The organism is Rhizobium sp. BR 314 (genome assembly GCF_047445805.1).
Lineage (GTDB): Bacteria > Pseudomonadota > Alphaproteobacteria > Rhizobiales > Rhizobiaceae > Rhizobium > Rhizobium lusitanum_B.
Map to the genome: position 1 here is coordinate 37612 of NZ_JARWLA010000034.1, position 26170 is coordinate 63781.

The 26170-nt window shown below is 58.3% G+C and carries 26 protein-coding genes and 1 riboswitch; of the genes, 13 read left to right on the plus strand and 13 right to left on the minus strand.

Annotation, left to right across the window (positions count from 1 at the left end):
* Window positions 1-20: 20 nt before the first annotated feature.
* Both QD461_RS29195 and QD461_RS29200 read left to right on the plus strand, forming a co-directional pair.
* Complete coding sequence (locus QD461_RS29195) at window positions 21-980, plus strand: acetylxylan esterase (protein ID WP_414090717.1); 960 nt, start codon at window positions 21-23, stop codon at window positions 978-980.
* Window positions 977-1705 (plus strand): esterase family protein, encoded by a 729-nt coding sequence (locus tag QD461_RS29200; protein WP_414090718.1) that lies wholly within the window; start codon window positions 977-979, stop codon window positions 1703-1705. Before QD461_RS29195 ends, QD461_RS29200 begins: the two co-directional genes overlap by 4 nt.
* A 37-nt stretch (window positions 1706-1742) precedes the next feature.
* Here QD461_RS29200 and QD461_RS29205 read toward each other — a convergent pair whose 3' ends face one another.
* The 3 genes from QD461_RS29205 to QD461_RS29215 form a co-directional block, all read right to left on the minus strand.
* On the minus strand, window positions 1743-1931 hold the full coding sequence (locus QD461_RS29205; protein WP_414090719.1) for a hypothetical protein: 189 nt from the start codon (window positions 1929-1931) through the stop codon (window positions 1743-1745).
* Between the two features lie 157 nt (window positions 1932-2088).
* Window positions 2089-3375: a DUF763 domain-containing protein gene (locus tag QD461_RS29210; RefSeq protein ID WP_414090720.1), complete on the minus strand. Its 1287-nt coding sequence runs from the start codon at window positions 3373-3375 to the stop codon at window positions 2089-2091.
* A gap of 90 nt (window positions 3376-3465) precedes the next feature.
* A complete protein-coding gene (locus QD461_RS29215; protein WP_414090721.1) occupies window positions 3466-4602 on the minus strand; it encodes an aminotransferase class I/II-fold pyridoxal phosphate-dependent enzyme in 1137 nt (378 codons plus the stop codon).
* A 122-nt stretch (window positions 4603-4724) separates the two neighbouring features.
* Here QD461_RS29215 and QD461_RS29220 point away from each other — a divergent pair, with 122 nt between their 5' ends.
* Window positions 4725-5384: a transcriptional regulator gene (locus tag QD461_RS29220; RefSeq protein WP_414090722.1), complete on the plus strand. Its 660-nt coding sequence runs from the start codon at window positions 4725-4727 to the stop codon at window positions 5382-5384.
* A 47-nt stretch (window positions 5385-5431) separates the two neighbouring features.
* On the opposite strand, the gene QD461_RS29225 is transcribed toward QD461_RS29220, so the two are convergent.
* Both QD461_RS29225 and QD461_RS29230 read right to left on the minus strand, forming a co-directional pair.
* Entirely contained in the window at window positions 5432-5572 is a 141-nt protein-coding gene (locus QD461_RS29225) for a hypothetical protein (protein WP_414090723.1), read from the minus strand.
* 405 nt (window positions 5573-5977) lie between these two features.
* Entirely contained in the window at window positions 5978-6232 is a 255-nt protein-coding gene (locus QD461_RS29230; RefSeq protein WP_414090724.1) for a hypothetical protein, read from the minus strand.
* A gap of 206 nt (window positions 6233-6438) precedes the next feature.
* Between QD461_RS29230 and QD461_RS29235 the strand changes: the two genes are divergently transcribed.
* The 6 genes from QD461_RS29235 to QD461_RS29260 all read left to right on the plus strand — a co-directional run bounded on the left by QD461_RS29235 (window position 6439) and on the right by QD461_RS29260 (window position 12514).
* Entirely contained in the window at window positions 6439-7134 is a 696-nt protein-coding gene (locus QD461_RS29235) for a FadR/GntR family transcriptional regulator (protein WP_246806471.1), read from the plus strand.
* Window positions 7131-8297: a PLP-dependent transferase gene (locus QD461_RS29240; protein WP_414090725.1), complete on the plus strand. Its 1167-nt coding sequence runs from the start codon at window positions 7131-7133 to the stop codon at window positions 8295-8297. Before QD461_RS29235 ends, QD461_RS29240 begins: the two co-directional genes overlap by 4 nt.
* A gap of 39 nt (window positions 8298-8336) precedes the next feature.
* Window positions 8337-9596: an ABC transporter substrate-binding protein gene (locus QD461_RS29245; protein WP_414090726.1), complete on the plus strand. Its 1260-nt coding sequence runs from the start codon at window positions 8337-8339 to the stop codon at window positions 9594-9596.
* An 88-nt stretch (window positions 9597-9684) separates the two neighbouring features.
* Window positions 9685-10617, plus strand: a complete 933-nt coding sequence (locus QD461_RS29250) for a carbohydrate ABC transporter permease (protein WP_414090727.1) — start codon at window positions 9685-9687, stop codon at window positions 10615-10617.
* A 3-nt stretch (window positions 10618-10620) separates the two neighbouring features.
* Window positions 10621-11451 carry a carbohydrate ABC transporter permease gene (locus QD461_RS29255; protein WP_184709137.1) on the plus strand — a complete coding sequence of 277 codons (831 nt, stop codon included), beginning with the start codon at window positions 10621-10623 and terminating at the stop codon, window positions 11449-11451.
* A 4-nt stretch (window positions 11452-11455) separates the two neighbouring features.
* The gene (locus tag QD461_RS29260; protein ID WP_414090728.1) at window positions 11456-12514 is read left to right on the plus strand and encodes an ABC transporter ATP-binding protein; all 1059 of its coding nucleotides are present in this window, start codon (window positions 11456-11458) and stop codon (window positions 12512-12514) included.
* 38 nt (window positions 12515-12552) lie between these two features.
* Here QD461_RS29260 and QD461_RS29265 read toward each other — a convergent pair whose 3' ends face one another.
* Complete coding sequence (locus QD461_RS29265; protein ID WP_414090729.1) at window positions 12553-13692, minus strand: M24 family metallopeptidase; 1140 nt, start codon at window positions 13690-13692, stop codon at window positions 12553-12555.
* 717 nt (window positions 13693-14409) lie between these two features.
* Between QD461_RS29265 and QD461_RS29270 the strand changes: the two genes are divergently transcribed.
* Window positions 14410-14763 carry a hypothetical protein gene (locus tag QD461_RS29270; RefSeq protein ID WP_414090730.1) on the plus strand — a complete coding sequence of 118 codons (354 nt, stop codon included), beginning with the start codon at window positions 14410-14412 and terminating at the stop codon, window positions 14761-14763.
* Between the two features lie 776 nt (window positions 14764-15539).
* Here the strand turns inward: QD461_RS29270 and QD461_RS29275 are convergent.
* Together QD461_RS29275 and QD461_RS29280 are read right to left on the minus strand one after the other, a co-directional pair.
* A complete protein-coding gene (locus QD461_RS29275; RefSeq protein ID WP_414090731.1) occupies window positions 15540-16805 on the minus strand; it encodes an ATP-binding protein in 1266 nt (421 codons plus the stop codon).
* Window positions 16802-17533 carry a response regulator gene (locus QD461_RS29280; protein WP_414090751.1) on the minus strand — a complete coding sequence of 244 codons (732 nt, stop codon included), beginning with the start codon at window positions 17531-17533 and terminating at the stop codon, window positions 16802-16804. The genes QD461_RS29275 and QD461_RS29280 overlap by 4 nt, the downstream gene beginning before the upstream one ends.
* 272 nt (window positions 17534-17805) lie before the next feature.
* On the opposite strand from QD461_RS29280, the gene QD461_RS29285 reads away from it, so the two are divergent.
* Complete coding sequence (locus QD461_RS29285; protein WP_414090732.1) at window positions 17806-17970, plus strand: hypothetical protein; 165 nt, start codon at window positions 17806-17808, stop codon at window positions 17968-17970.
* 92 nt (window positions 17971-18062) lie between these two features.
* Here the strand turns inward: QD461_RS29285 and QD461_RS29290 are convergent, their stop codons facing one another.
* The 3 genes from QD461_RS29290 to QD461_RS29300 form a co-directional block, all read right to left on the minus strand.
* Window positions 18063-18308: a helix-turn-helix domain-containing protein gene (locus QD461_RS29290; protein ID WP_184709125.1), complete on the minus strand. Its 246-nt coding sequence runs from the start codon at window positions 18306-18308 to the stop codon at window positions 18063-18065.
* A 292-nt stretch (window positions 18309-18600) separates the two neighbouring features.
* On the minus strand, window positions 18601-19137 hold the full coding sequence (locus tag QD461_RS29295) for an NUDIX hydrolase (protein WP_414090733.1): 537 nt from the start codon (window positions 19135-19137) through the stop codon (window positions 18601-18603).
* 294 nt (window positions 19138-19431) lie between these two features.
* A complete protein-coding gene (locus QD461_RS29300) occupies window positions 19432-20760 on the minus strand; it encodes a dicarboxylate/amino acid:cation symporter (protein WP_414090734.1) in 1329 nt (442 codons plus the stop codon).
* A 218-nt stretch (window positions 20761-20978) separates the two neighbouring features.
* Between QD461_RS29300 and QD461_RS29305 the strand changes: the two genes are divergently transcribed.
* Window positions 20979-22856 (plus strand): sensor histidine kinase, encoded by a 1878-nt coding sequence (locus QD461_RS29305; RefSeq protein WP_414090735.1) that lies wholly within the window; start codon window positions 20979-20981, stop codon window positions 22854-22856.
* Window positions 22853-24229 (plus strand): sigma-54-dependent transcriptional regulator, encoded by a 1377-nt coding sequence (locus tag QD461_RS29310; protein ID WP_414090736.1) that lies wholly within the window; start codon window positions 22853-22855, stop codon window positions 24227-24229. Before QD461_RS29305 ends, QD461_RS29310 begins: the two co-directional genes overlap by 4 nt.
* A 73-nt stretch (window positions 24230-24302) precedes the next feature.
* Here QD461_RS29310 and yghU read toward each other — a convergent pair whose 3' ends face one another.
* Both yghU and QD461_RS29320 read right to left on the minus strand, forming a co-directional pair.
* Window positions 24303-25178, minus strand: a complete 876-nt coding sequence (yghU, locus tag QD461_RS29315; protein WP_414090737.1) for a glutathione-dependent disulfide-bond oxidoreductase — start codon at window positions 25176-25178, stop codon at window positions 24303-24305.
* A 493-nt stretch (window positions 25179-25671) separates the two neighbouring features.
* Window positions 25672-25818 (minus strand): DUF1127 domain-containing protein, encoded by a 147-nt coding sequence (locus tag QD461_RS29320; RefSeq protein WP_184709113.1) that lies wholly within the window; start codon window positions 25816-25818, stop codon window positions 25672-25674.
* 235 nt (window positions 25819-26053) lie between these two features.
* A riboswitch (TPP riboswitch) is annotated at window positions 26054-26150 on the plus strand.
* Window positions 26151-26170: the final 20 nt, after the last annotated feature.

The window sequence follows — 26170 nt, forward strand, 5'->3', positions numbered from 1 at the left end:
TTCCGCGCGAAAACTCCGTGATGACGATACCGACAATCCATTCCTTCGCTTTCGATCCGACCTGTGGCATGCATCTGGAGCAACTGCAGTCCATCGAGCTGCCGGACGCGCCCGTGGGCTTCGACGATTTCTGGCGTAAGCGATACAAGCGTGCGCTTGCCGTCGACCCGCAACCGAGACTTCGCCATAGCAAGCTGCACGATGATCGCTGGCGTGTCTTCGACATCAGCTACATGTCGACCAACTCGTTTCAGATCAACGGCTGGCTTCTCCTTCCCCGCCACGGGCAGGTGCGTCGAGGATTGGTCGTAGGGCACGGCTATGGTGGAAGGGAGCAGCCGGACTTTGACCTGCCGCTCGAAGAGACGGCGGTGCTGTTTCCCTGTTTCCGTGGCCTGTCTCTCAGCGCATGCCCGCAAATTCCGGCGGATGCCTCGGGCCATGTGCTTTGCGGCATCGAGAGCCGCGACACCTATGTCATCGGCGGTTGCGTAGAGGATCTCTGGCTTGCGGTTTCAACGCTGGAGACGCTCTATCCGCGGATCGCAGGCAACATCGCCTATAGCGGCATCAGCTTCGGCGGCGGCCTCGGCGCTCTTGCGATTCCTTTCGATACCCGTATCGACCGCGGCCATCTCGTGGTTCCGACTTTCGGGCATCGATCGCTATGGCTGACTTTGCCGACCGTTGGCAGCGCGCAGTCGGTGCAGGCCTATCAGCAAGAGCACGGGAGCGTGTTTGAACTCCTTCGCTTCTTCGATGCTGCGATTGCCGCAAGCCGGATCAAGGTGCCGATGCTGATTGCGCCCGCCCTTTTCGATCCGGCCGTTGCGCCACCCTGCCAGTTCGCCGTCGCAAATGCGACGCAGAAGTTTAACGAAATATTCATCCTGGATGCGGGCCATTTCGAATACGATGGCATGAACGAGCAGAACGCAATTCTGCGAGACAAGGTAGGACATTTTTTCAAGGTGCCATGAACCGCGAATACCTGCGCTGGTACAGTCGACGACTGGAACGAGACATGGAGCTTCTGGTGTTCGGCCATGCCGGCGCCAAGGTATTGATGTTCCCTACGAGGGACGGACGGTTCTGGCAGTATGAGCAGATGGGGCTTGTCGCCAGCCTCGCAGAGAAATTGAACGCAGGGCAGCTTCAAATTTACTGTATCGAGGGACTTGCCGGCGAAACCTTCTATGGTTCCGGCCGACACCCATCGGAGCGCATCCGCCGACACAGGGCTTTTGAGGAATACATCCTCAACGAAGTTTTGCCGCTGATGGCGCAGAAAAATTCTCATGAATGCACGATCGTCCACGGCTGCAGCCTTGGCGCTTTCCAGGCGGCCAGCCTCGTGTTCCGTCACCCCCATCTCTTTCGCAAGCTCGTCGCCTTCTCAGGACGTTACGATCTGACGATGCGGGTCGAATCCTTCGTGGATCTGTTCGATGGCTATTATGACGACGACATATATTTCCACATGCCGACGCACTTTCTGCCGGGGCTAGCCTGCGAGTGGCAGCTCGAAAGGCTACGGCAGATCGATATCGTGCTCACGATCGGCGACGCTGATCCCTTTATCGACAACAATCGCTATCTAAGCCGGCTTCTTGCCGACAAAGGCGTCGACCATCGCCTGCACGTGTGGGATGGCCGCGCTCACAGGGCTGGCGCGTGGCGCAAGATGGCACCACTCTACATTTGAGCGCCGCTTAGGGCATTTTCAGGAAAAGTGCTGGGAATTACACCAAGCCTGCCGGAATGGGTCTGCTCATCTTGCGCGTGCCGTAGTCCCGCTCGTGGGACCGGCGGTGCTGTTGCTCGTAACTTGTCGACAGGTCGACAAGGATGCGCTCCATCAGTCCGTCCGGATAGGTTCCGGTATCATCGGTTTCGACTTCTGACTGCGCGGTAACGATCTTCAAATTCATCACTGGTCCTCCGCCTTTGCACGGAAACTCTCGAATCTATGGTCTGTTCCAGCAGTATCAGCTCAATTGTTAAAAAATTAACTACGTCCATTAACGAATCCGAACGCCGCCGCGGTGTCGCGCGCGCCAAATCGCCCCTGAATTTCAGCTTCGCAAACTAGCCCCTCGAAACGCGAACTTTGTCCGCTGGATCGGTATCTTCCGAGTCCGGGGCAGGCTCCCAGCCAAAGACGCTGCGGCCACCATAGGAGAAGGATCGCTCGAACTCGCCGGCAACGATCTCCTTCAAGTCCGGGCCGGTGACATAGCGCTCCAGCACTCTCGATTGATCGTCCAGGCGCCTTAGCGCCGCCAGTTCCTCATCGCGGCCAAGCCGCCCCCTCCTGACGGCGGATTTCATTACGCTGATCGTTTCGTCATAGACCTTCAACGGCACCGGAAAGGGATGCCTATCCTTGCCGCCATGCGCCAGCGAGAAACGCGCCGGATCGGAAAATCGGCAGGGAGCGCCGTGTACGACCTCGGCGACCATCGCCAATGCCCTTACCGTTCGCGCGCCGACGCCCGGGGTCAAAAGCAGATCTTCGAAATCCACCGGACCACGATCGGCCGCCGCTGCGAGGTTTCCATGCAGTCGCCGCATGTTCACGTCTTCCTCGCGCACATCGTGATGCTCGGGCATGATGAGATATGGCAGCAGCGGCTGAACATCCTGCTCGCAATTTTCTAGAGTTTTTCCATCCAACACTTTGAATTCACGAATAATTTTATCCGGACCAAGTGACGCAAGCAAATCCAGTTGCCGATCGCGGGAGCAGTCGGCGCGCCGATCGGCCAGATTGATGATCTCACCCTGATCCCGTCCCTCGATAGCGGCATGTGGGGAATCGAGAAAACTGCCCAGCCCCTCGGAGAGCCAATGATATCGCCTTGCCTGCCGGCGATCGCCATTCATGCCCTGCTGGATGACAACCCATTTGCCGTCATCAGCGACGATAAAGCCATGCAGGTAGAGATCGAAGCCATCCTGGACGGCTGCGCTGTCCACTTTTGCGATGAGCCGACTGGTGTTCGCAAGCGAAGAGCCATCGATACCGACCCGGTCGCCGATATGGAGCAGCTCTTCCGGGGTCTTGCGCGAATGCGCACCACGCCCGCCGCAAACATGGATGCCGAGCTCGCTTGAAAGCGGCGTGAGGCCGCGCTTCAAGGCGCCAAGCACACTCGTGGTAATGCCGGAAGAATGCCAGTCCATGCCCATGACGGCGCCGAAGGACTGGAACCAGAATGGATTGGCTAGCCGGCGAAACAGCTCGTCGCGCCCATAATGCTGGACGATCGCCTCGGTGATCACTGCGCCCAGCCGCGTCATCCGATCGCCGAGCCAGCGCGGCACACGGCCGCCATGCAACGGAAGGTCAGCTTTGCCAGATCTTTGCGCCACTATCGTCACTCTCGATTTTCGATGACGACATTCTAGTACCGGCGGCTGATTTGCGCCATCCGTTCTGTCTTTGTTTCCAACGGCCAGTGCTCAAGAGCGATTGCGCAGCAAATAAGAACGCATGGCCGAGATGCCTTCATCGATGTTGGCGCGGCCAAAGCCTATGCGAAAGCGATCGGTGGGTGTCACGTTGAGATCGGAATGATAGAGGCTGGCAGGTAAAAGCAGCACCCCAGACTGCTCGACGAGGTCTTGGGCAAAACTCTCGACACCATCCTCACCTCTATAACGCGGATAGCCGACGCAACCGCCATCGGGCGTGTACCAGTCGAAGAGGTGTTCGAATTCGGCGAAGAAGGACTTCAGCTTGACCAAATTGGAGGCAATGAGCTTATTGTTGCGCTCAAGGATCCTGTCGGCATTGAGCAGTGCAATCTGCGCCAGGCTTTCGCTCGGGCCGGAGTTGCAGATGGAGAGGTAGTGCTTCATCCGCTCCATTTTCGAAAGCACCTCGTGATCGCGGCAGGCGAGCCAGCCGATGCGCAGCCCCGGCAAGCCATAGGCTTTCGACATGACACCCAGCGACAGACCCCGTTCATAGACATCAGCAGCAGCGGGCAATATGTCTCGGCCTTCGACGGTTAGTCCCCGATAGACCTCGTCACTGAATAACCAGATGCCATGGCGACGGCAGAGATCCACCAGCGCGTCGAATCTTTCCCTTTCGAGCACCTTGCCCGTGGGATTGTGTGGGAAGTTGATCGAGATCAGCTTGGTACTGGGTCGGATCGCCGCTTTGACGGCATCGATATCGAGCGACCAATCATCTTCCGAATTAAGCGCCACGGCGGAAACGTCACAAATGCTGAGTGGGATCGTTTCAGACGACTGGTAGTTGGGCGTTACGACGATCGCATGGTCGCTCTTGTCGAGGAGCGCGTGCATTGCGATGTAGATGCCTTCCTCCGCGCCCGCGAAGCAGAGAATGTCCGCCCGGCACATCGTTTCATAAAGGCCAGCGATAGTATCACGCAGTTCCGGACCACCGAAGGTCTCTGTGTACCCAAGCCACAGATTCTCGTGAGCTTGCCGCTGTTCGGTAGTCGCCATGCTAAGCAACTCAGCCATCGTCATGCTCTGCGCGTCGGACGCGGTCATATGATAGCGCGCGCTGAATTCCCACTTCGAGAAATAGGTTTCGAGCTTGAAATCTGGAAGGACCGGCATGGGGTATTTCTCCGCAGTAACTTATACACGTTCGCGCTGGCGTTTGTTGGCAGAACGTTAGTGTCTAGTTGACAAATTGTCAAATATAGACTGATTGTAAATACGAAGACAGAAAGGGCGTCATGCCGAGAAAGACAGATGCGCCGAGAGAAGCAAAGCCGATCGAGGGCGACGTGCTGCAATTCGTTCCCGTCGCCGAGGCTGTTGCAACCCTGCTCAAGCCGCATGCGGAAGTCGTCATTCACGATCTGCGAACGCAGACGATCGCCTATATCGCCAACAATATATCCAGGCGCGATGTCGGCGGTTCGTCGCTCGCGGAATTGAAGGATATCGGGGAGCTTGGCACCGATGTCATTGGCCCCTATCCGAAAACAAACTTCGACGGTCGGCAGCTCAAATCGATTACGGCTGTGCTGCGAAACAGCAGCGGCGAGACATTTGGCTTGCTATGTATCAATTTCGACCTCGCGCCAATCGAGGCTGCTCGCGACGCACTAACGTTGCTCGCGGCTTTTCAGGGGGCCGGCACGCAGCCAACCGCTCTGTTCAATGCGGACTGGCAAGAAACCGTCAATACCGCGATTGCGGACTTTCTCGGCGAACGGGGGCTTGCGGCCTCCGCCCTTGCAAAGGAAGATCATGCCGCCCTGATCGAGAGGCTGGAACAGGAGGGTTATTTTTCCATCCGCAACCTGGTCCCTTACCTCGCCCGATTGCTCGGCATTTCGCGGGCGACCGTCTACAACCACCTGCGGCGGGCACGACAGAGCAAGCCATAGACAGATGAAGACCCAACCGGGGTGCCAGTAATCGGAGCGTCGCAGCGCTATCGCTTCAACTCACGCTCGAATTTTTCGATCTGCTGCAAGACCCATGGATCGTCGGCCGAATATTGGGGCGTCTCCCCCTCAAGCCGGCGTTGACGGCGACCACGGATCCAGTCGATGAAGGCGAGAAGCAGTCGCATGCGAATATCCAAACTTTTCAGTATCTGCGAGACCCGGCGACCTGACCGGCAAGCCGGTCGGAAGCCGAGTCTCGACCACCGCAAGGCGTTGCGGCAAATGCCTTTTGCTCTCGCCAAAATGAACGGTAGCTGAACACAGATACACGCCAGGATGGCTTTGTTTCCAATGTCAACACATCTCAAAGGGGATCTTTCCACATCGCGCAATTATTGCGGGATTCTTGCAGGTCGGTGAGTTGGCAAGGTCCCGAGCTTTTTTGATCAAGCGTACCGTAATCGCCAAAACTGACCTAGTCGGATTGAATAGTCGCGACTAAACCACGCCGCGTCGCTTCCGATTTCCCCGGAGCGGCACAAGCTTAGCCTCGCCTGTGCGAGGCTTTTTTCTTTTTGGCATACTGCCCGCTATCGGCGCGGCTCGCCGCCGGGCGCATAGACCGTATCCTGTTCAAACCGGAACACCGACCCGCAGCGACACTTCACCATGTGCTTGCGCGGATCGGGCGACGGCCGCTCAGTGGAAAAGCCGCGGGGCATCTCATCGATCTTGAAGTCGCGGGTAGATGCGCGGCGATTATCGGTCTCCGAAACCTCGGCAAAGCCAGTATGGCCACACTTTGCACATTCTAGTTTCCGTGAATATCGATCTCGCGCAGCCATTCTCTACCAATCCGGGACTCATGTTGCGCCCCTTTTATCAGCGCCGTCCTCTGTCTTGAAGACCGACGGACGCCCTCGCTGGATTTCCTCAAACTCCTGAGATCATGGAGATGGCGAGATCGGCCACAGAAAAATCCTACTATTCAAAAAAAAGGGATTGACCTGATGGCAGATGTCAGACCAATTTACCGTCCATGACAAAGGCCATGCTGACACCTCTTCCTTCTATCGACCGGACGCAGCAAGTCATCGACGCGCTGTCGAGCTTCATCGAGTCGTCGAAGCTGCAGGCTGGCGACAGGCTGCCGACCGAACGCGAACTGATGACGGCGCTTTCCGTCGGGCGCTCGACGATCCGGGAAGTGATCACCTATTTCCAGGCGTTGGGCGTTATGGAATCGCGCAAGGGCAGCGGCACCTACCTGTTGAAGCCCGTTTCCAAGGCGACCATCCACATGCCACTGTCGCTCGATCCGCCGCATCTGCGTGATGCGTTGCTGCAGACGCTGGAAGTTCGTCGCGGCATTGAGTGCGAAGCCGGCATGGTCGCAGCCCGAAAGCGTACCGACGAAGACCTCGTCATCATTGAGCAGAAGCTCAACGAGATGGAGCGCGTTCATATCGCCAAAGGTACGTCAGGGCCGGAAGACCTGGCATTTCACCTGGCAGTCTATGATGCCACGCACAATCCCTTGTTCAGGCAACTTCTGGAACAGATGCGCGAAACCTTCGAGCGCTTCTGGGACCACCCTTTCGACCGCGAGGATTTTGCCCGCCGGTCATTCCCATTCCACCGCACGCTGTTCAACGCCATCGCCGATCAGGATCCCGAGGCAGCGCGCGCCGAAACACTGAAAATTCTCGACGTGGTCGAGGAAGACATCAAGGAAATGTCCAAATGACTGACGGGCTTGAGCCATTCGAACTTGCATCCCTCATCACAGCCCATGACGACGGCAATTTCGCCGATGCCGTGGTGCCGCCGATCTTCCAGACATCGCTGTTCACCTTCTCCAGCTATGACGAGATGATCGCTTCCTATCGCGGCGAGAAAGTGCGGCCGACCTACACGCGCGGCCTCAACCCGACGGTGCGCCTGTTCGAAGAAATGCTGGCCAAGCTCGAAGGTGCTGAAGATGCGCTTGGCTTTGCCAGCGGCATGGCGGCGATTTCGTCCGCGGTGCTCAGCTTCGTCGAGCCGGGCGATCGCATCGTCGCAGTCAAGCACGTCTATCCCGACGCCTTCCGCCTCTTCGGCACCGTTCTCAAGCGCATGAAGGTCGAGGTGACCTATGTCGACGGCCGTGATGAGGAGGCCGTCGCAAAGGCACTTCCCGGCGCAAAGGTCTTCTACATGGAAAGCCCGACGAGCTGGGTCATGGAAGCGCATGATGTCGGTGCGCTCGCGGCTCTTGCCAGGAAGCATGACGTCGTCTCGATGATCGATAACAGCTGGGCTACTCCCTATTTCCAGCAGCCTTTGAAGCTCGGCGTCGATCTCGTCATTCATTCCGCCTCGAAATATCTTGGCGGTCATAGCGACGTGGTCGCCGGCATCGTCGCCGGCTCCAAGGAGATGATCGCCCGCCTGAAGGCCGAGGCCTATCCCTATCTCGGCGGCAAGCTCTCGCCCTTCGATGCATGGCTACTGATCCGCGGCCTGCGCACGTTGCCGATCCGCATGAAAGCGCATGAGGCTGCCGCGATGACGATCGCCAAGCGCCTGCAGGAGCTCGACGTCGTGGAGCAGGTCTGCCATCCGGGTCTCGCCAACCGCCTGCCTGCCGGCCTCAACGGCACTTCCGGGCTTTTCTCGTTCATCTTCCGCGAGGGTGTTGATGTTCGTGCCTTCGCCGATCGCCTGAAGCTCTTCAAGCTGGGCGTCAGCTGGGGTGGTCATGAAAGCCTGATCGTGCCGGGAGAAGTCGTTCTGCAGCAGAAGGCGCAGCCGAATTCGGCCCATACCTTCGGCATCAATCCACGCTCCGTACGTCTCCATATCGGCCTCGAAGGTACCGAGGCCCTTTGGAAGGAACTCGAGGAGGCAATCGCCGCCGCCTCGTGAATGAAGCAACCTGAGAGGAAAACCTAAAAGGGGAACAACATGAAAAGACTGATAACAGCAGCACTCTTTACCGCCATGATGGCCGGCACCGCTTTTGCCGGCACGACCTTGAAGCTCGTGGAAGTGATCACGAGCCCCGAACGTACCGAGACGCTCAAGTCGATCGTCGCCAAGTTCGAAGCCGAAAACCCCGGCACCAAGGTTGACATCATCTCCCTGCCTTGGAACGAAGCATTCCAGAAGTTCGCGACCATGGTTTCGGCCGGTGACATTCCGGACGTCATGGAAATGCCGGACACCTGGGTATCGCTCTACGGCAATAACGGCATGCTCGAAAGCCTTGAACCGTACCTTGCCAAGTGGGACCACACCAAGGAACTGACGCCGCGCGCGCTCGAGCTTGGTCGCTACGTCAAGAACACCGCCTATATGCTGCCCTACGGCTTCTATCTGCGCGCCATGTTCTACAACAAGAAGATCCTCAAGGACGCCGGCATCGCCGAACCGCCTAAGACGATGGACGAGTTCGTCAAGGCATCCGAAGCCATCTCCAAGCTGCCTGGCAAGTACGGCTACTGCATGCGCGGCGGTCCGGGCGGCCTCAACGGCTGGATGATCTTTGCTGCCTCCATGGCCGGCGAAAACAAGTACTTCAAGGACGACGGCACATCGACGATGAACAGCCCCGGCTGGGCCAAGGGCATCGAATGGATGGTCGATCTCTACAAGAAGGGCTATGCACCTAAGGATAGCGTCAACTGGGGCTTCAACGAAGTCGTCGCCGGCTTCTACTCCGGCACCTGCGCCTTCCTCGACCAGGATCCGGACGCGCTGATCGCCGTCGCCGAACGCATGAACAAAGACGATTTCGGCGTAGCGCCGCTGCCGAAGGGACCGGACGGCAAGTCCTTCCCGACCATCGGCTATGGTGGCTGGTCGATGTTCTCCAGCAGCCAGAACAAGGATCTTTCCTGGAAGCTGATCGCGACGCTCGAAGGTCCTGAAGGCAACCTGACGTGGAACAAGAAGATCGGTGCTCTGCCGGCCTACACGGCTGCGGAGAAGGACCCCTTCTACGCCGGCGACCAGTTCAAGGGTTGGTTCCAGGAGCTGGCCGACAAGAACACCGTTCCCACCGTCATGCCGACCTACCTCGAAGAATTCGCCTTCTTCAAGGATTCGCTCGCCATCAAGACGTCGCAGCAAGCGATGCTCGGCGATATCTCGGCCAAGGATCTCGCCGACCAGTGGGCAGACTATCTGACCAAGGCGCAGCAGAAATTCCTCGCCAAGAAATAATGAGCATGCGCGGCGGCGGAGCAATCCGCCGCCGCTCCTGCCCTTGAAACAGACGGCGTTCGAACGCCGCGAACGGGAACTATCGCAGATGACTACGATCGCCGACACGCTCGCCGGGCGGCAAGACCGCAGGCCGTGGCTGAAGCGCCTCGCCGACGCCTCCGAACCCTATCTCTACAGCGCACCTGCGCTCATCCTCATCATTGCCGTGATGTTGGTGCCGCTGGTGATCGGCATTTCCTATGCCTTTCGCGATATCCAGTTGCTCAATCCGTTTTCCGGCAGCTTCATCGGCCTGGAGCACTTTCGCGCTCTTTCCAAGGATACCGCCTTCTACTGGGCGTTGAAGAACACGCTCTGGTGGACGGGCGCCTCGGTTGCGCTGCAGTTTATCTTTGGACTGACCCTTGCGCTGCTGCTGGACAAGCCCTTCGTCGGCCGCTCGTTGGTGCAGGCACTGGTGTTTCTGCCCTGGGCGGTTCCTTCTTTCCTTGCCGGCCTCAATTGGTCCTGGCTGTTCAACCCGGTTATCGGTCCAATTCCTCATTGGCTTTACGCCATCGGCCTCATGAGCGAGCCGAGCAACATCCTGTCCGATCCGCATTATGCAATGTGGGGGCCGATCGTCGCTAATGTCTGGTGGGGAATTCCCTTCTTTGCGATTACGCTGCTCGCCGCACTTCAGGCGATCCCGCGCGATCTCTATGAAGCGGCCTCGATCGACGGCGCCGGCTGGTTCGAGCGCTTCCGCTCGATCACGCTTCCCTTCCTCGCGCCGACAATCGCCATCACAGTGCTTCTGCGCACGGTGTGGGTGTCGAACTTCGCCGACCTGATCATCGTCATGACCGGCGGTGGTCCCGCCGACCGCACCCAGATTGTCGCCAGCTACATCTTCACGCAGGCCTTCAAGCGGCTGGACTTCGGCTATGCCTCGGCCATCGCGCTGGTCCTGCTCGTGCTGTTGCTCGCCTATTCCATGCTGATCATCCTGCTGCGGCAGACCTTGCTGAAGGATTGAGCCATGAGACGATCCATCATACCTACCATTGCACACCGGCTGGCGATCCTCTGCTACGTCGTCTTCGCGCTCTTTCCGCTGTTCTGGCTGCTCAAGGTGTCGGTGACGCCGAATGACCTCCTCTATACGGAGGGTGTTCGTATGTGGCCGTCTCGCACGACGTGGGAGCATTATTCCTTCGTACTGCAACACAGCGACTTTCCCACTTTCTTCAAGAACAGTCTGATCGTCTCCGCCTCGACGGCGATCACGGTCACCATCTGCGCTTCGCTGTCGGGTTACGCGCTTTCGCGCTTCAACTTCCGCGCCAAATACTGGATCGTGGCGCTGATGCTGCTGACGCAGATGTTTCCGCTTGTCATGCTCGTCGCTCCGATCTTCAAGATCCTGACGCCGCTGCACCTGACGAACAGTCTGACCGGCCTCGTCATCGTCTACACTGCCTTCAACGTGCCCTTTGCCACTTTCCTGATGCAGTCCTTCTTCGACGGCATTCCGAAGGATCTAGAAGAGGCGGCGATGATCGACGGCGCGACGCAGTTCACGGCCTTCCGGCAGATCATCCTGCCGCTGACGCTACCCGGCATCGCGGCGACGCTCGGCTTCGTCTTCACGGCGGCATGGAGCGAATTGCTCTTCGCGCTGATGCTCATCAACGGCAATCAGGCTGCAACGTTCCCGGTCGGGCTTCTTACATTCGTCTCGAAATTCTCCGTGGACTTCGGGCAGATGATGGCAGCGGGCGTCATGGCGCTCATTCCGGCCGCTCTCTTCTTCCTGCTCATCCAACGCTATCTCGTGCAGGGTCTAACGGCCGGCGCGGTCAAGGGTTAGTCAAATGGCATCGATCGATATTCAGAACGTCAAGAAAGCCTACGGACATGTGCAGGTGCTGCACGACATCGATCTTCGGATCAAGGACGGCGAATTCGTCGTTCTCGTCGGCCCATCAGGGTGCGGCAAGTCCACCCTGCTCCGAATGATTGCCGGCCTTGAGGACATCAGCGGCGGTGAAATCCGCATTGCCGAAAACCGTGTCAACGAGCTGCACCCGAAGGACCGCGACATCGCCATGGTGTTCCAGTCCTATGCGCTCTATCCGCATATGAATGTGGCCGGCAACATGAGCTATAGCCTGCGGCTGCGAAAAATTGCCAAGGAGGGCATTTCAAAGGCCGTCGCCAACGCAGCAGCAAAGCTTGGCCTCGATCCGCTGCTCGAACGCCGGCCGAAGGCGCTCTCCGGCGGTCAGCGCCAGCGCGTCGCCATGGGTCGCGCCATTGTCCGCCAGCCGAAAGCATTCCTTTTCGACGAACCGCTCTCAAACCTCGACGCGCGCTTGCGCGAGCAAATGCGTGCCGAAATCAAGAAGTTGCATGGCGATCTTAAAGCGACATCGATCTATGTGACGCATGATCAGATCGAGGCGATGACGCTTGCGGACCGCATCGTTGCCATGCATGGCGGCGTCGTGCAGCAAGTGGGAAGCCCGCTTGAACTTTACGATCACCCCGCCAATCTGTTCGTGGCGGGCTTCATTGGGTCGCCCGGCATGAACTTCCTCGATGCGATCTATGAAGGGAACGGCGTCAAGCTGAAGGATGGCACGATCGTTGCACTTTCGGAGCCCCTGAAGCTGGCAGCCGGTACGAAGGTGACGCTCGGCATTCGCCCGGAACATGTGGTGCTATCGTCCAACCCAGGTGATATGGCCGCCAGTGTCGAACTCATCGAGCCGACGGGCTTTGGCATCATCCTGCATCTTTCGTTGCACGGTCTGCCCTTCAAGGTCTTCACGCTGGATCGCAGCGCGCTGAGTGCCGGCGACCGGGTCAATGTCGCATTCCCGGCTCAGCATCTGCACGTTTTCGACGAAGAAGGAAAAAGGGCGGCCTAAACCGCCCTTCCATTTTCGCTGTGAATTGTGGTCGAGCCTTATGCGAAAGGCTCGGTCGGGCTCTTCGATGGCTGCGTAAACCAACGAGGGCCTTCTTCCGTCATATAGATATGGTCTTCCAGACGGATCCCGAATTTCTGCGGGAAGACGATCATCGGCTCGTTTGAGAAGCACATGCCGGCGGCAAGCTTCGTTGAATTGCCGCGCACGATATAGGGTTCCTCATGGATCTGAAGTCCGAGGCCATGGCCGGCACGATGCGGGAGACCGGGCAGCTTATAGTCCGGTCCAAGCGAGTGCTTGGCAAGCACGGCGCGCGCTGCGTCGTCAAGGCTTGAGCAAGCCGCGCCGATCTTGGCGGCATCAAAGACCGCCTGCTGCGCTTCGCGCTCGATGGCCCAGGCATCTTCGAAGACGGTATCCCCGGCTTTCAGCTTGTAGGTTCGCGTCAAATCGGAGTGATAGCCATCGATACGCGCACCGGTATCGACCAGGATCACATCGTCTTCCCCAAGGATCTGGTCGCCATCGGCGCCATGCGGCAACGACGTCGCTTCGCCAAAGGAGACGATGCAGAAGGTCGAAGCGGATGCTCCAGCCTCGCGGTGCCGTCGATTGATGAATTCAGCCACTTCGGAGGCGCGAATACCGGGCTTCAGCAGCGCATGCGCTTGCTTGTGAACATCGAGCGTTAGGTTCATCACATAGTGAATGAGTGCGATCTCGGCTGATGATTTGATCCGGCGGAGGCCGTTGATGAGCGCGCCGCCATTCGCAAGCCTTTCGGCACCGAGCTTTGCCGCCAGTGCGTGATAGAAATAAAGCGGCATATCATCATCGAGCGCTAGAATGCCGCGTTCACCGAGGAGGCGTGCGACAAGCGCCGCACTGCTTTCCTCCTCCTGCCATTCGAGAATTTCCGCCGGCAGATGCGGCAAGGTTTCGACACGGCTGCGCTCGAACCCCGGAACGATATAGTAGAGCCCGGACTGCGTCACCAATGCGCCGAGAAACCGCTCGCTTGCATGCCATACGAGACCGGTAAAATAGCGCAGGCTCTCGCTCGGCCCGAGCAGCATGCCGGCCAAACCTTCGGCATCGAGCACTTGGCGAAGTCGCGAAAGACGCGCCTGCCTTTCCTCCTCGGTGATCCGGGGAACTGGATGTTGCCACGACATTCTTCAACTCTCCTCAATATTCTCAGTCGAATGCGTTCTGCGCCCCATGCGGCGCTGCGGTGTCGACACTAATGATCTTGTAGGCAAAATGTCGACAAGGAATTGGAAGCACACCGCAATTAACGGATCCTTTGATGACGGAGATTGGTAATTGGGGACCGCCAGTCAACCCCTCAAAGGTTTTCTCCCCTCCTCCTTTCGATTCTATCGCACGCCTCCCTTGCCCCTTTCAGGGAAAAATCCGCCCGGTAGCGCCACCTCCGCGGCGGCAAAATTGTAACGAAATTTTGCCGCGCCGCGATCAGCAAACTTTGTTCGCAACATCACGTTCCCATGAAACATCGGGAAACCTTGAGACCTATTGCGTTCATGCAGCCTGCATAGCTTCGGCGTCAGTTCATAACGATGAAGGCACTGAACATGAGGCAACGATACATTGTCACAACTTTGCTGCTGACAGCCATTGCCGGGGCAAGTGTTTCGGCGTTTGCCGCCGAGCCACCAGCAACGCAGCAGGCGCAACCACCCGCTGGCGTCGGAGCTGATCAATCGGCACCAGGCCCAATGCCGCCACCCGCTTGGTCTTGGCCCGGTCCGCATCCAGGCGGTCCGATGATGAACTTTGGCGATGGTCAGCCAATGCCGCCTTTCGGGCCTCCCGGCGGGTTCGCCCGCGGGCCAAACCTCGCTTTGGAGATTGCCGGCAAACTATCGGCTTTGGAAACGTTGATCGGTATTCGCAGCAATCAGCTCGATGCCTGGAGAAATTACACCAGCGCGCTGACCGATTTCCTAGCTTTTCCGCGGCATAGGCAGCCTGGATCGCCGACGCCGAGCGACGATGCGACGCCTCCATCCGATCACGACGGCGATAACCAGCCGGACAAACAGAATGAACTGTTCGGCGAGCGCATGGCCGATTTCGCGCTCGATCGCGCCGCTGAGGCGGCCGTGCTCAAAGACAAAGCGACCGCGTTGCGCAGCGTGCTCACCGCCGATCAGCTTGCCAAGTTGGAAAATGCAGAACGATCACTCGCTCCTGGGCCTCGCCCATTCAGTAATCGGCGCTAGAGGGTCTGCCGGATTAACCTTCCTAGCCAAGACAGCAGGACCATTTCTTCTCTGCCTCCAACCGAACAGGTTCCCCCCGGACGCCCCCAATCGGTTGGAAGGAGCGGCTCCTTTAGGAGCCGAATGGCTCGGGAATGCCCCGCCGGCGTTCCCGAGCCAATATGGTGCGTGCAACGTCGCCCATTTCCCCTGAACGTGGGGCCCGATGGACAAGCTGTTGATGCAGTGAAGCCTCGCCTCGCTGAAATCTTATAATTGTCTCATTGCAGGATTTGTTTCGGCTCTGACGAACAGATAGATTCGTCGGGCCTTTGCCTCGCGATCGGCAGCGTGGGAGTATTTTCACCGCGCTTTCTGGAGGTAATCCGGCTTCGCCATTCGTGTTGGGGGCGTCGTGACGAAGCCGGGTACGCGGGGCGATCAATGCCTGATTGAGCCAAGCATGTTGATCGACTGTAATTCTACAGGAGTCGATGAGCCGAACATTTCTGAATGTTGCTGAAATTGGGCATTTTTACGAAATTTAATGTCTCGGCTTTTCTATTCTGAGTATTATTATTTAGTAAGCTCTACAAACTTAATTTCATATTATCATCCATTGGAAGCTTCGAAAAATCTACGCAAGTAAAACATGAATTTTTGCTAACTTATCCTTGATGATTCGGAACTAATCCGACAAGAGAGCAAGCAAGGCGATTACACACTGATGGTCATACTTTCGAAAGCCGCCATGTAACGTCCCGCTCGACGCATTACGATCCCCGGATCGCTTTCGCTCAGCCGGCGAATTTACTGTCGACACTCTTGAACGATACCACCTGCTCCAAGCCGGTTGGCTGCCGGTTGCGCACAGTGATCTCTCCGCCGAAGCGCGTGACGATCTCGCGCGCGATCGCCATGCCGAGGCCGGCACCGGGAAAAGATCTTTGTCTTGCAATGTCGATGCGGAAGAAAGGTTCGAAGACCTGATTGAGCCGCTCTTCAGGAATGCCGGGGCCGGTGTCGATAATCCGCACCACAGCCCTGCTACCGAGATGTGTGACCGTAACCAGGGCCGATTGTCCATGCGTCGCGGCATTGATGAGAAGATTGCGCAGCGCTCTTGTAACGGCTAGTGGCCCCGCGCTGATCGTTGCAAGCTCAAGCTCGCCACTTTCGACATTCATGTCGATGGCCTTCAGCTCGGTGACGATATCCCCGACGATCGTGTCGAGCCTGACCTGTTCGAGGCTGTCGCTGGAAATCTCCTCGCGCACCAGCCTGATGGCACTATCGGCTATTCGGTCGAGCTCCTCGAGATCGGCGAGCCATTTGTGTCGCTCTTCATCGTTCTGAATAAACTCCGCACGCAAACGCATCCGCGTCATAGGTGTTCTGAGATCGTGCCCTGCAGCGGCAACGAGCCGCATTCGGCTTTCCGTGGCGGCCTTCACCCTGGCCGAAAGCCCGTTGAGCGCCTGTGCGGTGACGCGAATTTCGCCGGGCCCCGTCTCGGGTATATGCGGCAACGTGCCGTCGGGATTGACCGCGGCCACGGCCTGCTCCAGCAAACGCAGCGGCTTCATGATCTTGGATGCCGCGAAGATCGACACCAGCACGCTACCGATGATGATCAGGCCAAGCCATTCGGCAAGAACCTTCCAGCCGCCCGGCGGAGGACCATGCTGCGGCATCGGCATGACGAGCCAAGCGCCGTCGGCAAGCTTCAGCGACGCAATCAAGCCACCCGTCGACTGGTGCGATATGACCGCCTCGCGCATGCCGGAAATTCGGAGCAGCGCCTCCATGAGAAAGCGTGACAGCTCTTCATCCCGAGGGCCGTCGGCCGGCTTTGACGAGACGACCAGTCCGGCCGAGGTTGCGGACGCCCGATCCTTTTCGGCGAATGTTGCCATAATGGAAAGTTGACGCGCCATCGGCTGAATCATCATGTTCGGCCGTGGCCCACGCATGACGAAGCTTGCGACAAATGACGAGGAAATGACGACGAGAACGATGGCCGTGAGCAGGAGCAGCGCCAGCCGTGCACCTAGCGATCTCATGAATCGCCCTTCATCGCCGTAACCGGCACTACGAGTTGATAGCCGCCGTTGCGGATCGTTCTGAAGATCGGCTCCTCCGCTGTTTCCGAGAGCTTGCGGCGCAATCTGCTCATCAACACGTCGATCGAACGGTCTGCCGGATCGCGGTCACGACCCTGTGTCAAATCGAGCAATTGATCGCGTGACAATAGCCGCCCAGCGCGCTCCAGAAAGGCCTTGAGAAGGTCAAATTCGGCGCCAGTCAAAGATACGACCTCGCCGTTATCTCTTGTGACACGGCGAAGCTGCGGATCGAGCATCATATCCCCGAACTGATATCGCCTTTGTTCGGGTTCGGGTGAAAGATCTTCTGTCGTACGGCGCAGCACGGCGCGAATGCGCGCCGCCAGTTCTCGAGGATTGAACGGCTTGCCGAGATAATCGTCAGCCCCAATCTCAAGCCCAAGAATTCGATCGATGTCTTCCTTGAGTGCCGTCAACAGAATGACAGGCACCCGCGGCCGGCGGTTGCGCAAGTCGCGGCAGAGATCGAGCCCAGAGCCGTCCGGAAGCATCACATCCAGGACAATCAAATCGGGGTGCCTGCGATTGAGGGCATCGTTACAGCCGCGAAGATCACTTGCCGTCGACACGCGAAACCCTTGCTCCTCCAGGTATCGGCTGAGGAGCGAGCGGATCTCGTGGTCGTCATCCACTATCAAAATATCCGGCGCAGCGCTCGCGGTCATAGGTTTCATCCCGTTTTCCAACCGTTATACAAATTATCGCCCCCCTGAGAAGAACGGTTTTACGGCACCAATACGGAAACTTCGACGCAGGAAACGTTGATTTACAAAATTTCTTGAGCGGGAAATGTTAAGCAACAAAGGAATGCCACCAACACAAGCGGAGACCTAATGGAATAGGCAGCTCACGCTTGGAAAATGAGTAAGACTAATGCCGTCTGCCTTGCCGGAGAGAACGCCGTCTCACTTCGATCTAAGCTCCATATAAAAGCCTGATGGCTGGCGAAATCAAAAGCAACATCACCGCGCCGGACGTAGCGGTGCGCCCCCTTCCCGCATTTTTGCCAGACAGCGTGAGCGTTGACGCGCGTCGAGCTTCTTCATCGCTCGACATGGGATCGAAGGCGCATGAGCGGCGCGATCAATTTTCGATCGGCTAAAGGACTTTTGAAATTCAGAATGGAAATCTGTTGCGGAAACCGACGCCACGGATTTCTGGAGGCGCACCCTGATCAGGGCGCGCCCTTTATACTCAAACGACGAAGAAAGTCGAAGGGGCAACCTGCAACGCAGCGGCAATTCGCCGAAGCTTTGCGGGATCGGAATCGGCGCCGGCTTCTATGTCGACGATTTCCTCGCTTGTGAGACCACAGGTCTCGGAGAGATCGGCGATCGTGTAGCCTATGGCTTCGCGCGCCTGCCGGACGGCAGCTGCAATTTCACCATGGGGAACGGTGGAAGCCTTTGAACTATCGATATTATTCTGAGTAATGGACATGAAATTTCTCCTTCCAAAGTCCACCGGCAGTATGAATGCCGGGTGAAGGCAGCTATTGCAGCCATGGAGCACTTCGACCGCAACAAATATGGCCGAATGCTGCGTCAATATAGGCATCAATGCGGCGTAGGCAAGCGGGCAAGCGCATAGCTGCCAATATCCTGGGTCGCGGCTCGCCTTCTCCTTGAATGCCGATGTACCGGCAAACGCCTGCGATGGCGCGGGTTAGGTCAGGAATGAATTCAGGGCTGGCGCCAACGATGGAGTGCCGACACCCATCAAATTGAAGTGACTAGCTCAGCTGCCTTTTGCCGATCGATTTCAGTATCTTGCGCTCCGCGGCGAGCAGAAGTCCTTTCAACTCGGGCTCCCGCACGCGACTTGCAGCTTCGATGAAGGAAACCCACTCGCTGCGACGCTGGCCGCGCTCGGGAAAATCCTGAAAAACCTGCGCAACTTCGAGCAGATGCGTTGCGACGACACAGGGAACATCGCTGCCGTCGGTTAACTGCTTCAGATAGGTGAAATATCCAAAGGCCTTCTTCTTCACCTTGCCGCCCACACCCGCTTCCTCGAAAGCCTCGATCGCTGCGACCTCATGCGGTTTCTTGCCCTTCATGGGCCAGCCCTTTGGTATGATCCACCGGCCGCTTTCCCGACTCGTCACGATAAGAACCTCTACGGTCGGCCCTTCCGGCAGTTTTCTGTAGCAGATCGCCGCATATTGTTCGTAGAAGCGCCCGCGAAACAGTGTGTCGGCGTGAGATGCCAGCTCGGAGAGATAATTCTCCGAACGCCTCAAGCCCTTGTCCTGCGCTGACGATGCCATATCGCCACAACTACTCGCTATGCTGCTGCGAGCGGGCATTCAGCCCGGAAGTCCGCAGGAGCGCCCTCACCAAAATCATTAGCGCCACGCTCCTCTCCTGTCCCCGCATCTGGCCCTATCGATACTCGGCCTTGTCAACATCATGCTGTGAGCCGTTGCAGTGACAGTTTTATGAAGATCGCTGTTGATGATGAGCTTGGCTCGATCCGTGCGGTGAGCGGCAAGCCGAGCAGGTATTGAAACCGGAAGCGGCCCCGTAGGGCCGCTTCGCATTGCAGAGGATTGATGGGAGACCTATTCGGCCGGTTGCAATGCTGGCACTTCAATGTCCTCGCTCAATTGGCCGGTCATGGCGGCGGCAAACTTCGTCTGGTCGAGCTCGTTCTCCCAACGTGCAACGACAATTGTCGCGACGGCATTGCCGACGAAGTTGGTCAGGGCGCGGCACTCGGACATGAAACGGTCGATACCAAGGATCAGAGCCATGCCGGCAATCGGGACCGAGGGTACGACGGCAAGCGTAGCTGCGAGGGTAATGAAGCCGGCGCCGGTGATGCCGGCAGCACCCTTGGAGCTCAGCATGGCGACCAGCAGCAGCAGGATCTGGTCGCCGAGCGACAGCGGCGTATCGGTCGCCTGCGCGATGAACAGAGCTGCCAGCGTCATATAGATGTTGGTGCCATCGAGATTGAAGGAATAGCCCGTCGGGATGACAAGACCCACGACCGAGCGTTTGCAGCCGGCACGCTCCATCTTGTTCATCAGGCCGGGCAATGCCGCTTCGGAAGAGGACGTGCCAAGCACGAGCAGAAGCTCTTCCTTGATGTAGCGGATCAGCGCAAGGATGGAAAAGCCGTTGTAGCGGGCGACTGCGCCGAGCACGACGAGCACGAACAGGAGCGACGTGGCGTAGAAGGTTCCGATCAGAAATGCCAGGTTGGCGATCGTTCCGATGCCATATTTGCCGATGGTGAAGGCCATGGCGCCAAAGGCGCCGATGGGCGCAAACTTCATCAGCAGGGCGACCATCCGGAAGATCGGGGTCGTCAGCGCCTGCAGGAAATCGGCAACCGGGCGGCCGCGTTCACCTGCTGCGCCAAGCGCAATGCCGAAGATGACCGAGAAGAACAACACCTGAAGAATATCGCCCTTGGCGAATGCGCCGACGATTGTGTCCGGAATGATGTTCATCAGGAAGCCGACGACGGTGGCATCATGCGCCTGTGCCGCGTAGTTGTTGACGGCCTTCGTATCCAGCGTCGCCGGGTTGATATGCATGCCGGCACCCGGCTGCACGACGTTCGAGACGATAAGGCCGACAATCAGCGCCAGGGTCGAGAAGGTCAGGAAATAGATGAACGATTTTCCGACAACCCGGCCGAACTTCTTGAGATCCGACATCCCGGCGATGCCGGTGGTGACCGTCAGGAAAATGACCGGCGCGATGACCATGCGCACGAGCTTGATGAAAGCATCGCCAAGCGGCTGAAGCGAAGCGCCGAACTGTGGATAGTAATGGCCGAGCAGGACACCCGCAGCGATGGCGGTAAGCACCTGCACGTAGAGATGCCGGTAGAATGGAAGTTTGCCGCGCGTATCGGCGGCAGCGATGGGAGCAATCATGATGTCCTCCGTTAAGCCCAACCGATCTCTCGGCCCTCCGGGCGACGACTAGAATTCAACAGCCTCCGACTGTTCTTTCTCCCATAGCAACGAGCGTGCCAATCTCGTTCCGTCCATGTAACTACATGATTTAAAACGATTTATAGCTTCACCGTCGACCCTTGCGGTATAATGCGTGCGACAATCCGCACAGATTGATTTGCAGATCGAGCGAAAACATGCACAATGTACTTATGCCGCAGCGACCGGTGAGTGAACGATTTTTGACGCCAGAGCAGTTGGGACGGCGATCCCGGAAGGTCTGGCTTGTCTTCGCGCTGTTATCAGCCGCCATCATCGCCGCCGCCTTGTACGGTGCCAGCCTCTACGGGCGCTTGACCGCCATCGAAGGATTGCAACGCCAGGGGCACACGGATGCGAACCTCAAGGTTGCCCTCTTGCGAGCGGTGCTTGAGCGACCACGCGCACTACCGTTGCTGTTAGCGGACGATCAGCAGGTGCGCGATGCTCTGGCAGAGCGACAGACTGACGCCGTGGCCGCACTCGACCGCAAGCTGGAGAGTCTGGTCTCCGGCACGAGTGCCGCGGTTCTTTATGTCGTCGGCAAGGACGGCATCGCCATGGCCTCGAGCAATTGGCGCGAGCCGCTGAGCTTCGTCGGCAACGACTATTCGTTTCGCGATTATTTCCGCAAGGCCATGGAGACCGGAACCGCCGAGCATTATGCACTCGGCACGGTCAGCAATCGGCCGGGTCTCTATATTTCACGCCGGGTCGGCGATGCCAGCTCTGCTTTGGGCGTCGTCGTGGTCAAGATGGAGTTCGATCAGTTGGAGGCGGATTGGAGCGAAAGCGGCCGCCCTGCCTACATCACCGATGAGCGCGGTGTCGTCCTGATCACCAACCTGCCCTCTTGGCGCTTCATGACAACGGCACCGTTTTCACGTGACGAAGCGGCTGTTATTCGCAAGAGCCTGCAGTTTGGCGCGGCCCCCCTCTCGCCGCTGCCAATCAGCCGCCCAGAGACGATCGGCCCCGATACGACCATCGTCCGCGCTGTTTTGCCCGGTAGCAGCGCCGATGAATATTTGCGACTGACGACCGCAGTCCCGTCAACCCCGTGGCAACTCAGCTATCTGATACCGACAGGTCCGGCCGTGACATCCTCCGTCCGGGAGACACGTTTCTTGACATTGACGGTGCTTTTGCCAATCCTTGTCTTCGCCGCCTTTCTGCTTCGCAGGCGTCATGCCTCCACCATGCAGATCGCCGTCAGCAGGATCGCCCGCGAAGAGCTGGAGCGACGAGTTCTCGAGCGCACCGATGATCTCAGCCGCGCCCGCGACCGTCTGGAGGCGGAGATTGCCGACCATCGCGCGACGGACGAGAAGCTCCAGGGGGTTCAGCAGGATCTCGTGCAGGCCAATCGTCTCGCCATCCTTGGTCAGGTCGCCGCGGGCGTTGCCCATGAGATCAATCAACCGCTCGCGACGATTCGTGCCTATGCCGAGAACGCCAATATCTTCCTCGAACGGCGGCAGATCGATCCCGTCAGGCATAACCTGTCCGCCATAGCCGGATTGACGGAGCGGATAGGAACAATCACCGAGGAATTGAGGGCCTTTGCCCGTAAAGGACGGACAGCTCCCGAACCGGTGGAGCTCAAGGCTGTCATCGAGGGTGCTGTCGTCCTGCTACGAAGCAGATTTGCGGGCCGTCTCGACGCCCTCAAAATCGAGCTGCCGCCATCGGGGCTCACTGTCGTCGGCACGAGAATCCGGCTCGAACAGGTTCTCATCAACCTGTTTCAAAACGCGCTGGAAGCCCTTGAAGGTCGAGACGGCGCGAAGGTCGAAGTCTCTGTGCGGGAGATGACCGACGATGTCGAGATCGTCGTGTCAGATAACGGACCGGGCATTCCCGCCGCAATTCTCGATTCGCTCTTCACACCGTTCAACACTTCCAAGGAAAAAGGCCTTGGGCTTGGGCTCGTGATTTCCAAGGATATCGTCGTCGACTACGGCGGCCGGATCGAGGTGGAGAGCAGCAGTAGCGGCACCCGTTTCACCATTCATCTGCACAGGGCAACGACATGAACGACAGTTCCCCGGTCTTTCTCATCGATGATGACAAGGATCTGCTCAAGGCGACGAAGCAGACGCTTGAACTGGCCGGCTTTGCCGTCTCGGCCTTCTCTTCGGCGAGCGATGCGCTCAGCGCTCTCGATACAGACTTTGCCGGAGTTGTCGTCTCCGATATCCGCATGCCGCAAATGGATGGGCAGCAGCTCTTCTCACACGTCAAGGACCGCGACCCGGACATGCCCGTCATCCTGATGACAGGTCATGGCGACATTCCGATGGCGGTGCAGGCAATCCAGGACGGCGCGTATGATTTCATCGCCAAGCCTTTTGCGACTGACCGGCTGGTGCAAAGCGTGCGGCGTGCCGCCGAGAAGCGGCGGCTGGTGCTTGAAAACCGTTCGCTTCGCCTCGCAGCGGAACAAGCGCAGGATGATCTGCCGCTGATCGGCCAGACGCCGGCCATGGAGCGGCTGCGGCATACTTTGCGGCAGATCGCCGATACCGATGTCGATGTACTAGTCACCGGAGAAACAGGAAGCGGCAAGGAAGTGGTGGCAAGCCTGCTGCATCGCTGGAGCCGCCGTGCAAAGGGCAATTTCGTCGCATTGAATTGCGGCGCCCTCCCCGAGACCGTCATTGAAAGTGAGCTCTTCGGCCACGAGCCCGGCGCATTCACAGGCGCGCAGAAGAAGCGGGTCGGCCGCATCGAGCATGCAAGCGCGGGCACCCTTTTTCTCGACGAAATCGAGAGCATGCCGCCGTCGATCCAGGTACAGATGCTGCGCGTTCTGGAAATGCGCGAGGTGACGCCGCTCGGCACGAACGAGGTTCGGCCCGTCGATCTGCGCGTGGTGGCAGCAGCGAAGGTGGATCTGGGCGATCCCGCCCAACGCGGCGATTTTCGCGAAGATCTCTATTATCGCCTGAACGTCGTTACGCTCTCGATCCCGCCGCTTCGCGAACGGCGCGCCGATATACCACTGCTGTTCAGCTATTTTGCGAAGCGTGCCGCCAGCCGCTTCAAGCGCGAAATGCCGGAAATGTCCAGCTCCGTACATCGCCATTTGCAGCAGCATGACTGGCCGGGAAACGTGCGCGAACTCTCGCACTTCGCAGAGCGCCTGGTGCTCGGCCTCGAGACGGCGGCGATGCAAAAAACCCGCGACACGCCCAGCTTCGACGGAACACTGCCGTTGCCCGCTCGGATCGAGCGCTATGAAGCGGAACTCATCCGAGAGACCCTATCGCAGAATAATGGCGATGTCCGGCGCACCATCGAGGCCCTCGGCATTCCCCGCAAGACCTTCTACGACAAGCTGCAACGCCACGGTATCGTCCGCGGCGAATTCGCCGGATCGGAGGGGAGTGATCGCCGGGGGGCGTGAACCGGCCCTCCCAAACGAAAACTCGCGGCCTTTCAGCCGCGAGCATCTCTAGACCATGGCAAGGCGGCCAGCGTCATACGACCGCTTCGATCTTGTCCTGCGTCTTGGTTTCAAAATCGCTGGCGTCATGGCGCTCGCGCAGTTGCTCGGACGGATCGCCCGACAAGCGGTTGACCATGCGGCCGCGCTTAACTGCCGGGCGCGAATAAATCAGATCGGCCCAGCGCTGCACGTTCTTATAGTCCTGCACCTGCAGGAATTCGCCAGCACCATACTGCCACCCCTTGGCAAGGCCGCCGTACCAAGGCCAGATAGCAATATCGGCAATCGTGTATTCGCTGCCCGCAATATATTCGCTTTCCGCCAGGCGACGATCGAGCACATCGAGCTCGCGCTTCACTTCCATCGCGAAACGATCGATCGCATATTCGATCTTCGTCGGTGCGTAGGCATAGAAATGGCCAAAGCCACCACCGAGATAAGGCGCGCTGCCCATCTGCCAGAATAGCCAAGACAGGCACTCCGCGCGGGCGGGCTGTTCCGTCGGCAGGAAAGCGCCGAATTTTTCGGCGAGATAGGTCAGGATCGAGCCGGATTCGAAAACGCGAATCGGCTTGTGGCCGCTGCGGTCGAGCAAGGCCGGGATCTTCGAATTGGGATTGACATCGACAAAGCCGCTGCCGAACTGGTCGCCATCGCCGATCTTGATCAGCCAGGCATCATATTCTGCGCCGCTATGGCCGAGCGCCAGCAACTCCTCAAGCATGATGGTGACCTTGACGCCATTCGGCGTACCCAGCGAGTAAAGTTGCAGAGGATGGCGGCCGACGGGCAGTTCCTTCTCATGAGTGGGCCCTGCGATCGGACGATTGATGTTGGCGAACTGGCCGCCATTGGCTTTGTTCCAGGTCCAGATCTTCGGCGGCGTGTATTCGGCGGAACCGGTCATAAGCATCCTCCTTTTGGGGTGAATCAGATTTGGGAGCGATCTTCGATGTAGCGCGCTATCCCTGTCGCACATAGGCACGCCCGTTCATTTTTGCGAGAGCCGCCGCACTGCTTTTCTAATGCTCCTGGTTGAAACGAAAAAAGCCTGCCGCGGGAGGAGGTGCGGCAGGCTTTCGTCAATGGTTGAACAGCGCTCGGGAGGAGGAGAGGCGCTGTTCGAGCAGACGACCTTGGGAGGAGGAGTAGGTGTCTGCCAAGCGAAGGATGCGGGAGGAGATGCATCACTTCGATGACCCAAACATAGCAGACTTTTGCTCAGTTGATAGGCATTTCTTTGCAGGACAGCTATGCGCCATGCGAAAACCGGAGCACTCCACTGGAGCATTTTTCGGCGGAAGACGCCATTGGATTCCCATGCTGACAAAACAAAAGCGCCTGCTCGGGAGGAAGCAGGCGCCTACAAAATGCAGCTTGTAACCTAGCCGTGAGGGCTGTTAACCGGCGATGGCTGCACGGGCAACATTGCGGATTTCGCCGCGCTCGATACCCAGATCATGCAGTTCGCGTGTGGTCATACGGCCCAGTTCAGCGACCGTCTGACGGTACTTGCGCCAGTTATTGAAAGAGCGTGCTACGTTCATGATGATCCCCTTTCCTTGGGCATTCGAAGCTGAGCTGCCGTGCTTGGCGCTTCGTTCGCTTCGATGAGAAATATATAGCTCAAGCTCCTCGCTTTTTGCAGAGCCAAGGCGTCACTGCACCCATGCGTCGGATGCATGGATCATCGAGACATCCAACAACCTCATTCCGATCGATCCGTGATGGCCATCGCGATTTGCTGATGACAGGGCAGCCATTGTCTGCGACAAGGGAAGGATTGAGAGACAGGGGCGTCCGCTGTATGGCGGGCTGAGAAGTACCCTTTGAACCTGAACCAGATCATGCTGGCGGAGGGAGTCGCTCGGGGCTTTGCAACATGCTCGTGCCCCCATG

What these genes read in the sequence shown, in the direction of transcription:
- QD461_RS29195 (WP_414090717.1), top strand. Translation starts at nt 21, where the DNA reads ATGACGATACCGACAATCCATTCCTTCGCTTTCGATCCGACCTGTGGC.
- QD461_RS29200 (WP_414090718.1), top strand. Translation starts at nt 977, where the DNA reads ATGAACCGCGAATACCTGCGCTGGTACAGTCGACGACTGGAACGAGAC.
- QD461_RS29205 (WP_414090719.1), bottom strand. Translation starts at nt 1,931, where the DNA reads ATGAATTTGAAGATCGTTACCGCGCAGTCAGAAGTCGAAACCGATGAT.
- QD461_RS29215 (WP_414090721.1), bottom strand. Translation starts at nt 4,602, where the DNA reads ATGCCGGTCCTTCCAGATTTCAAGCTCGAAACCTATTTCTCGAAGTGG.
- QD461_RS29220 (WP_414090722.1), top strand. Translation starts at nt 4,725, where the DNA reads ATGCCGAGAAAGACAGATGCGCCGAGAGAAGCAAAGCCGATCGAGGGC.
- QD461_RS29225 (WP_414090723.1), bottom strand. Translation starts at nt 5,572, where the DNA reads ATGCGACTGCTTCTCGCCTTCATCGACTGGATCCGTGGTCGCCGTCAA.
- QD461_RS29230 (WP_414090724.1), bottom strand. Translation starts at nt 6,232, where the DNA reads ATGGCTGCGCGAGATCGATATTCACGGAAACTAGAATGTGCAAAGTGT.
- QD461_RS29235 (WP_246806471.1), top strand. Translation starts at nt 6,439, where the DNA reads ATGCTGACACCTCTTCCTTCTATCGACCGGACGCAGCAAGTCATCGAC.
- QD461_RS29240 (WP_414090725.1), top strand. Translation starts at nt 7,131, where the DNA reads ATGACTGACGGGCTTGAGCCATTCGAACTTGCATCCCTCATCACAGCC.
- QD461_RS29245 (WP_414090726.1), top strand. Translation starts at nt 8,337, where the DNA reads ATGAAAAGACTGATAACAGCAGCACTCTTTACCGCCATGATGGCCGGC.
- QD461_RS29250 (WP_414090727.1), top strand. Translation starts at nt 9,685, where the DNA reads ATGACTACGATCGCCGACACGCTCGCCGGGCGGCAAGACCGCAGGCCG.
- QD461_RS29255 (WP_184709137.1), top strand. Translation starts at nt 10,621, where the DNA reads ATGAGACGATCCATCATACCTACCATTGCACACCGGCTGGCGATCCTC.
- QD461_RS29260 (WP_414090728.1), top strand. Translation starts at nt 11,456, where the DNA reads ATGGCATCGATCGATATTCAGAACGTCAAGAAAGCCTACGGACATGTG.
- QD461_RS29265 (WP_414090729.1), bottom strand. Translation starts at nt 13,692, where the DNA reads ATGTCGTGGCAACATCCAGTTCCCCGGATCACCGAGGAGGAAAGGCAG.
- QD461_RS29275 (WP_414090731.1), bottom strand. Translation starts at nt 16,805, where the DNA reads ATGAGATCGCTAGGTGCACGGCTGGCGCTGCTCCTGCTCACGGCCATC.
- QD461_RS29280 (WP_414090751.1), bottom strand. Translation starts at nt 17,533, where the DNA reads ATGACCGCGAGCGCTGCGCCGGATATTTTGATAGTGGATGACGACCAC.
- QD461_RS29285 (WP_414090732.1), top strand. Translation starts at nt 17,806, where the DNA reads ATGGCTGGCGAAATCAAAAGCAACATCACCGCGCCGGACGTAGCGGTG.
- QD461_RS29290 (WP_184709125.1), bottom strand. Translation starts at nt 18,308, where the DNA reads ATGTCCATTACTCAGAATAATATCGATAGTTCAAAGGCTTCCACCGTT.
- QD461_RS29295 (WP_414090733.1), bottom strand. Translation starts at nt 19,137, where the DNA reads ATGGCATCGTCAGCGCAGGACAAGGGCTTGAGGCGTTCGGAGAATTAT.
- QD461_RS29300 (WP_414090734.1), bottom strand. Translation starts at nt 20,760, where the DNA reads ATGATTGCTCCCATCGCTGCCGCCGATACGCGCGGCAAACTTCCATTC.
- QD461_RS29305 (WP_414090735.1), top strand. Translation starts at nt 20,979, where the DNA reads ATGCACAATGTACTTATGCCGCAGCGACCGGTGAGTGAACGATTTTTG.
- QD461_RS29310 (WP_414090736.1), top strand. Translation starts at nt 22,853, where the DNA reads ATGAACGACAGTTCCCCGGTCTTTCTCATCGATGATGACAAGGATCTG.
- yghU (WP_414090737.1), bottom strand. Translation starts at nt 25,178, where the DNA reads ATGACCGGTTCCGCCGAATACACGCCGCCGAAGATCTGGACCTGGAAC.
- QD461_RS29320 (WP_184709113.1), bottom strand. Translation starts at nt 25,818, where the DNA reads ATGAACGTAGCACGCTCTTTCAATAACTGGCGCAAGTACCGTCAGACG.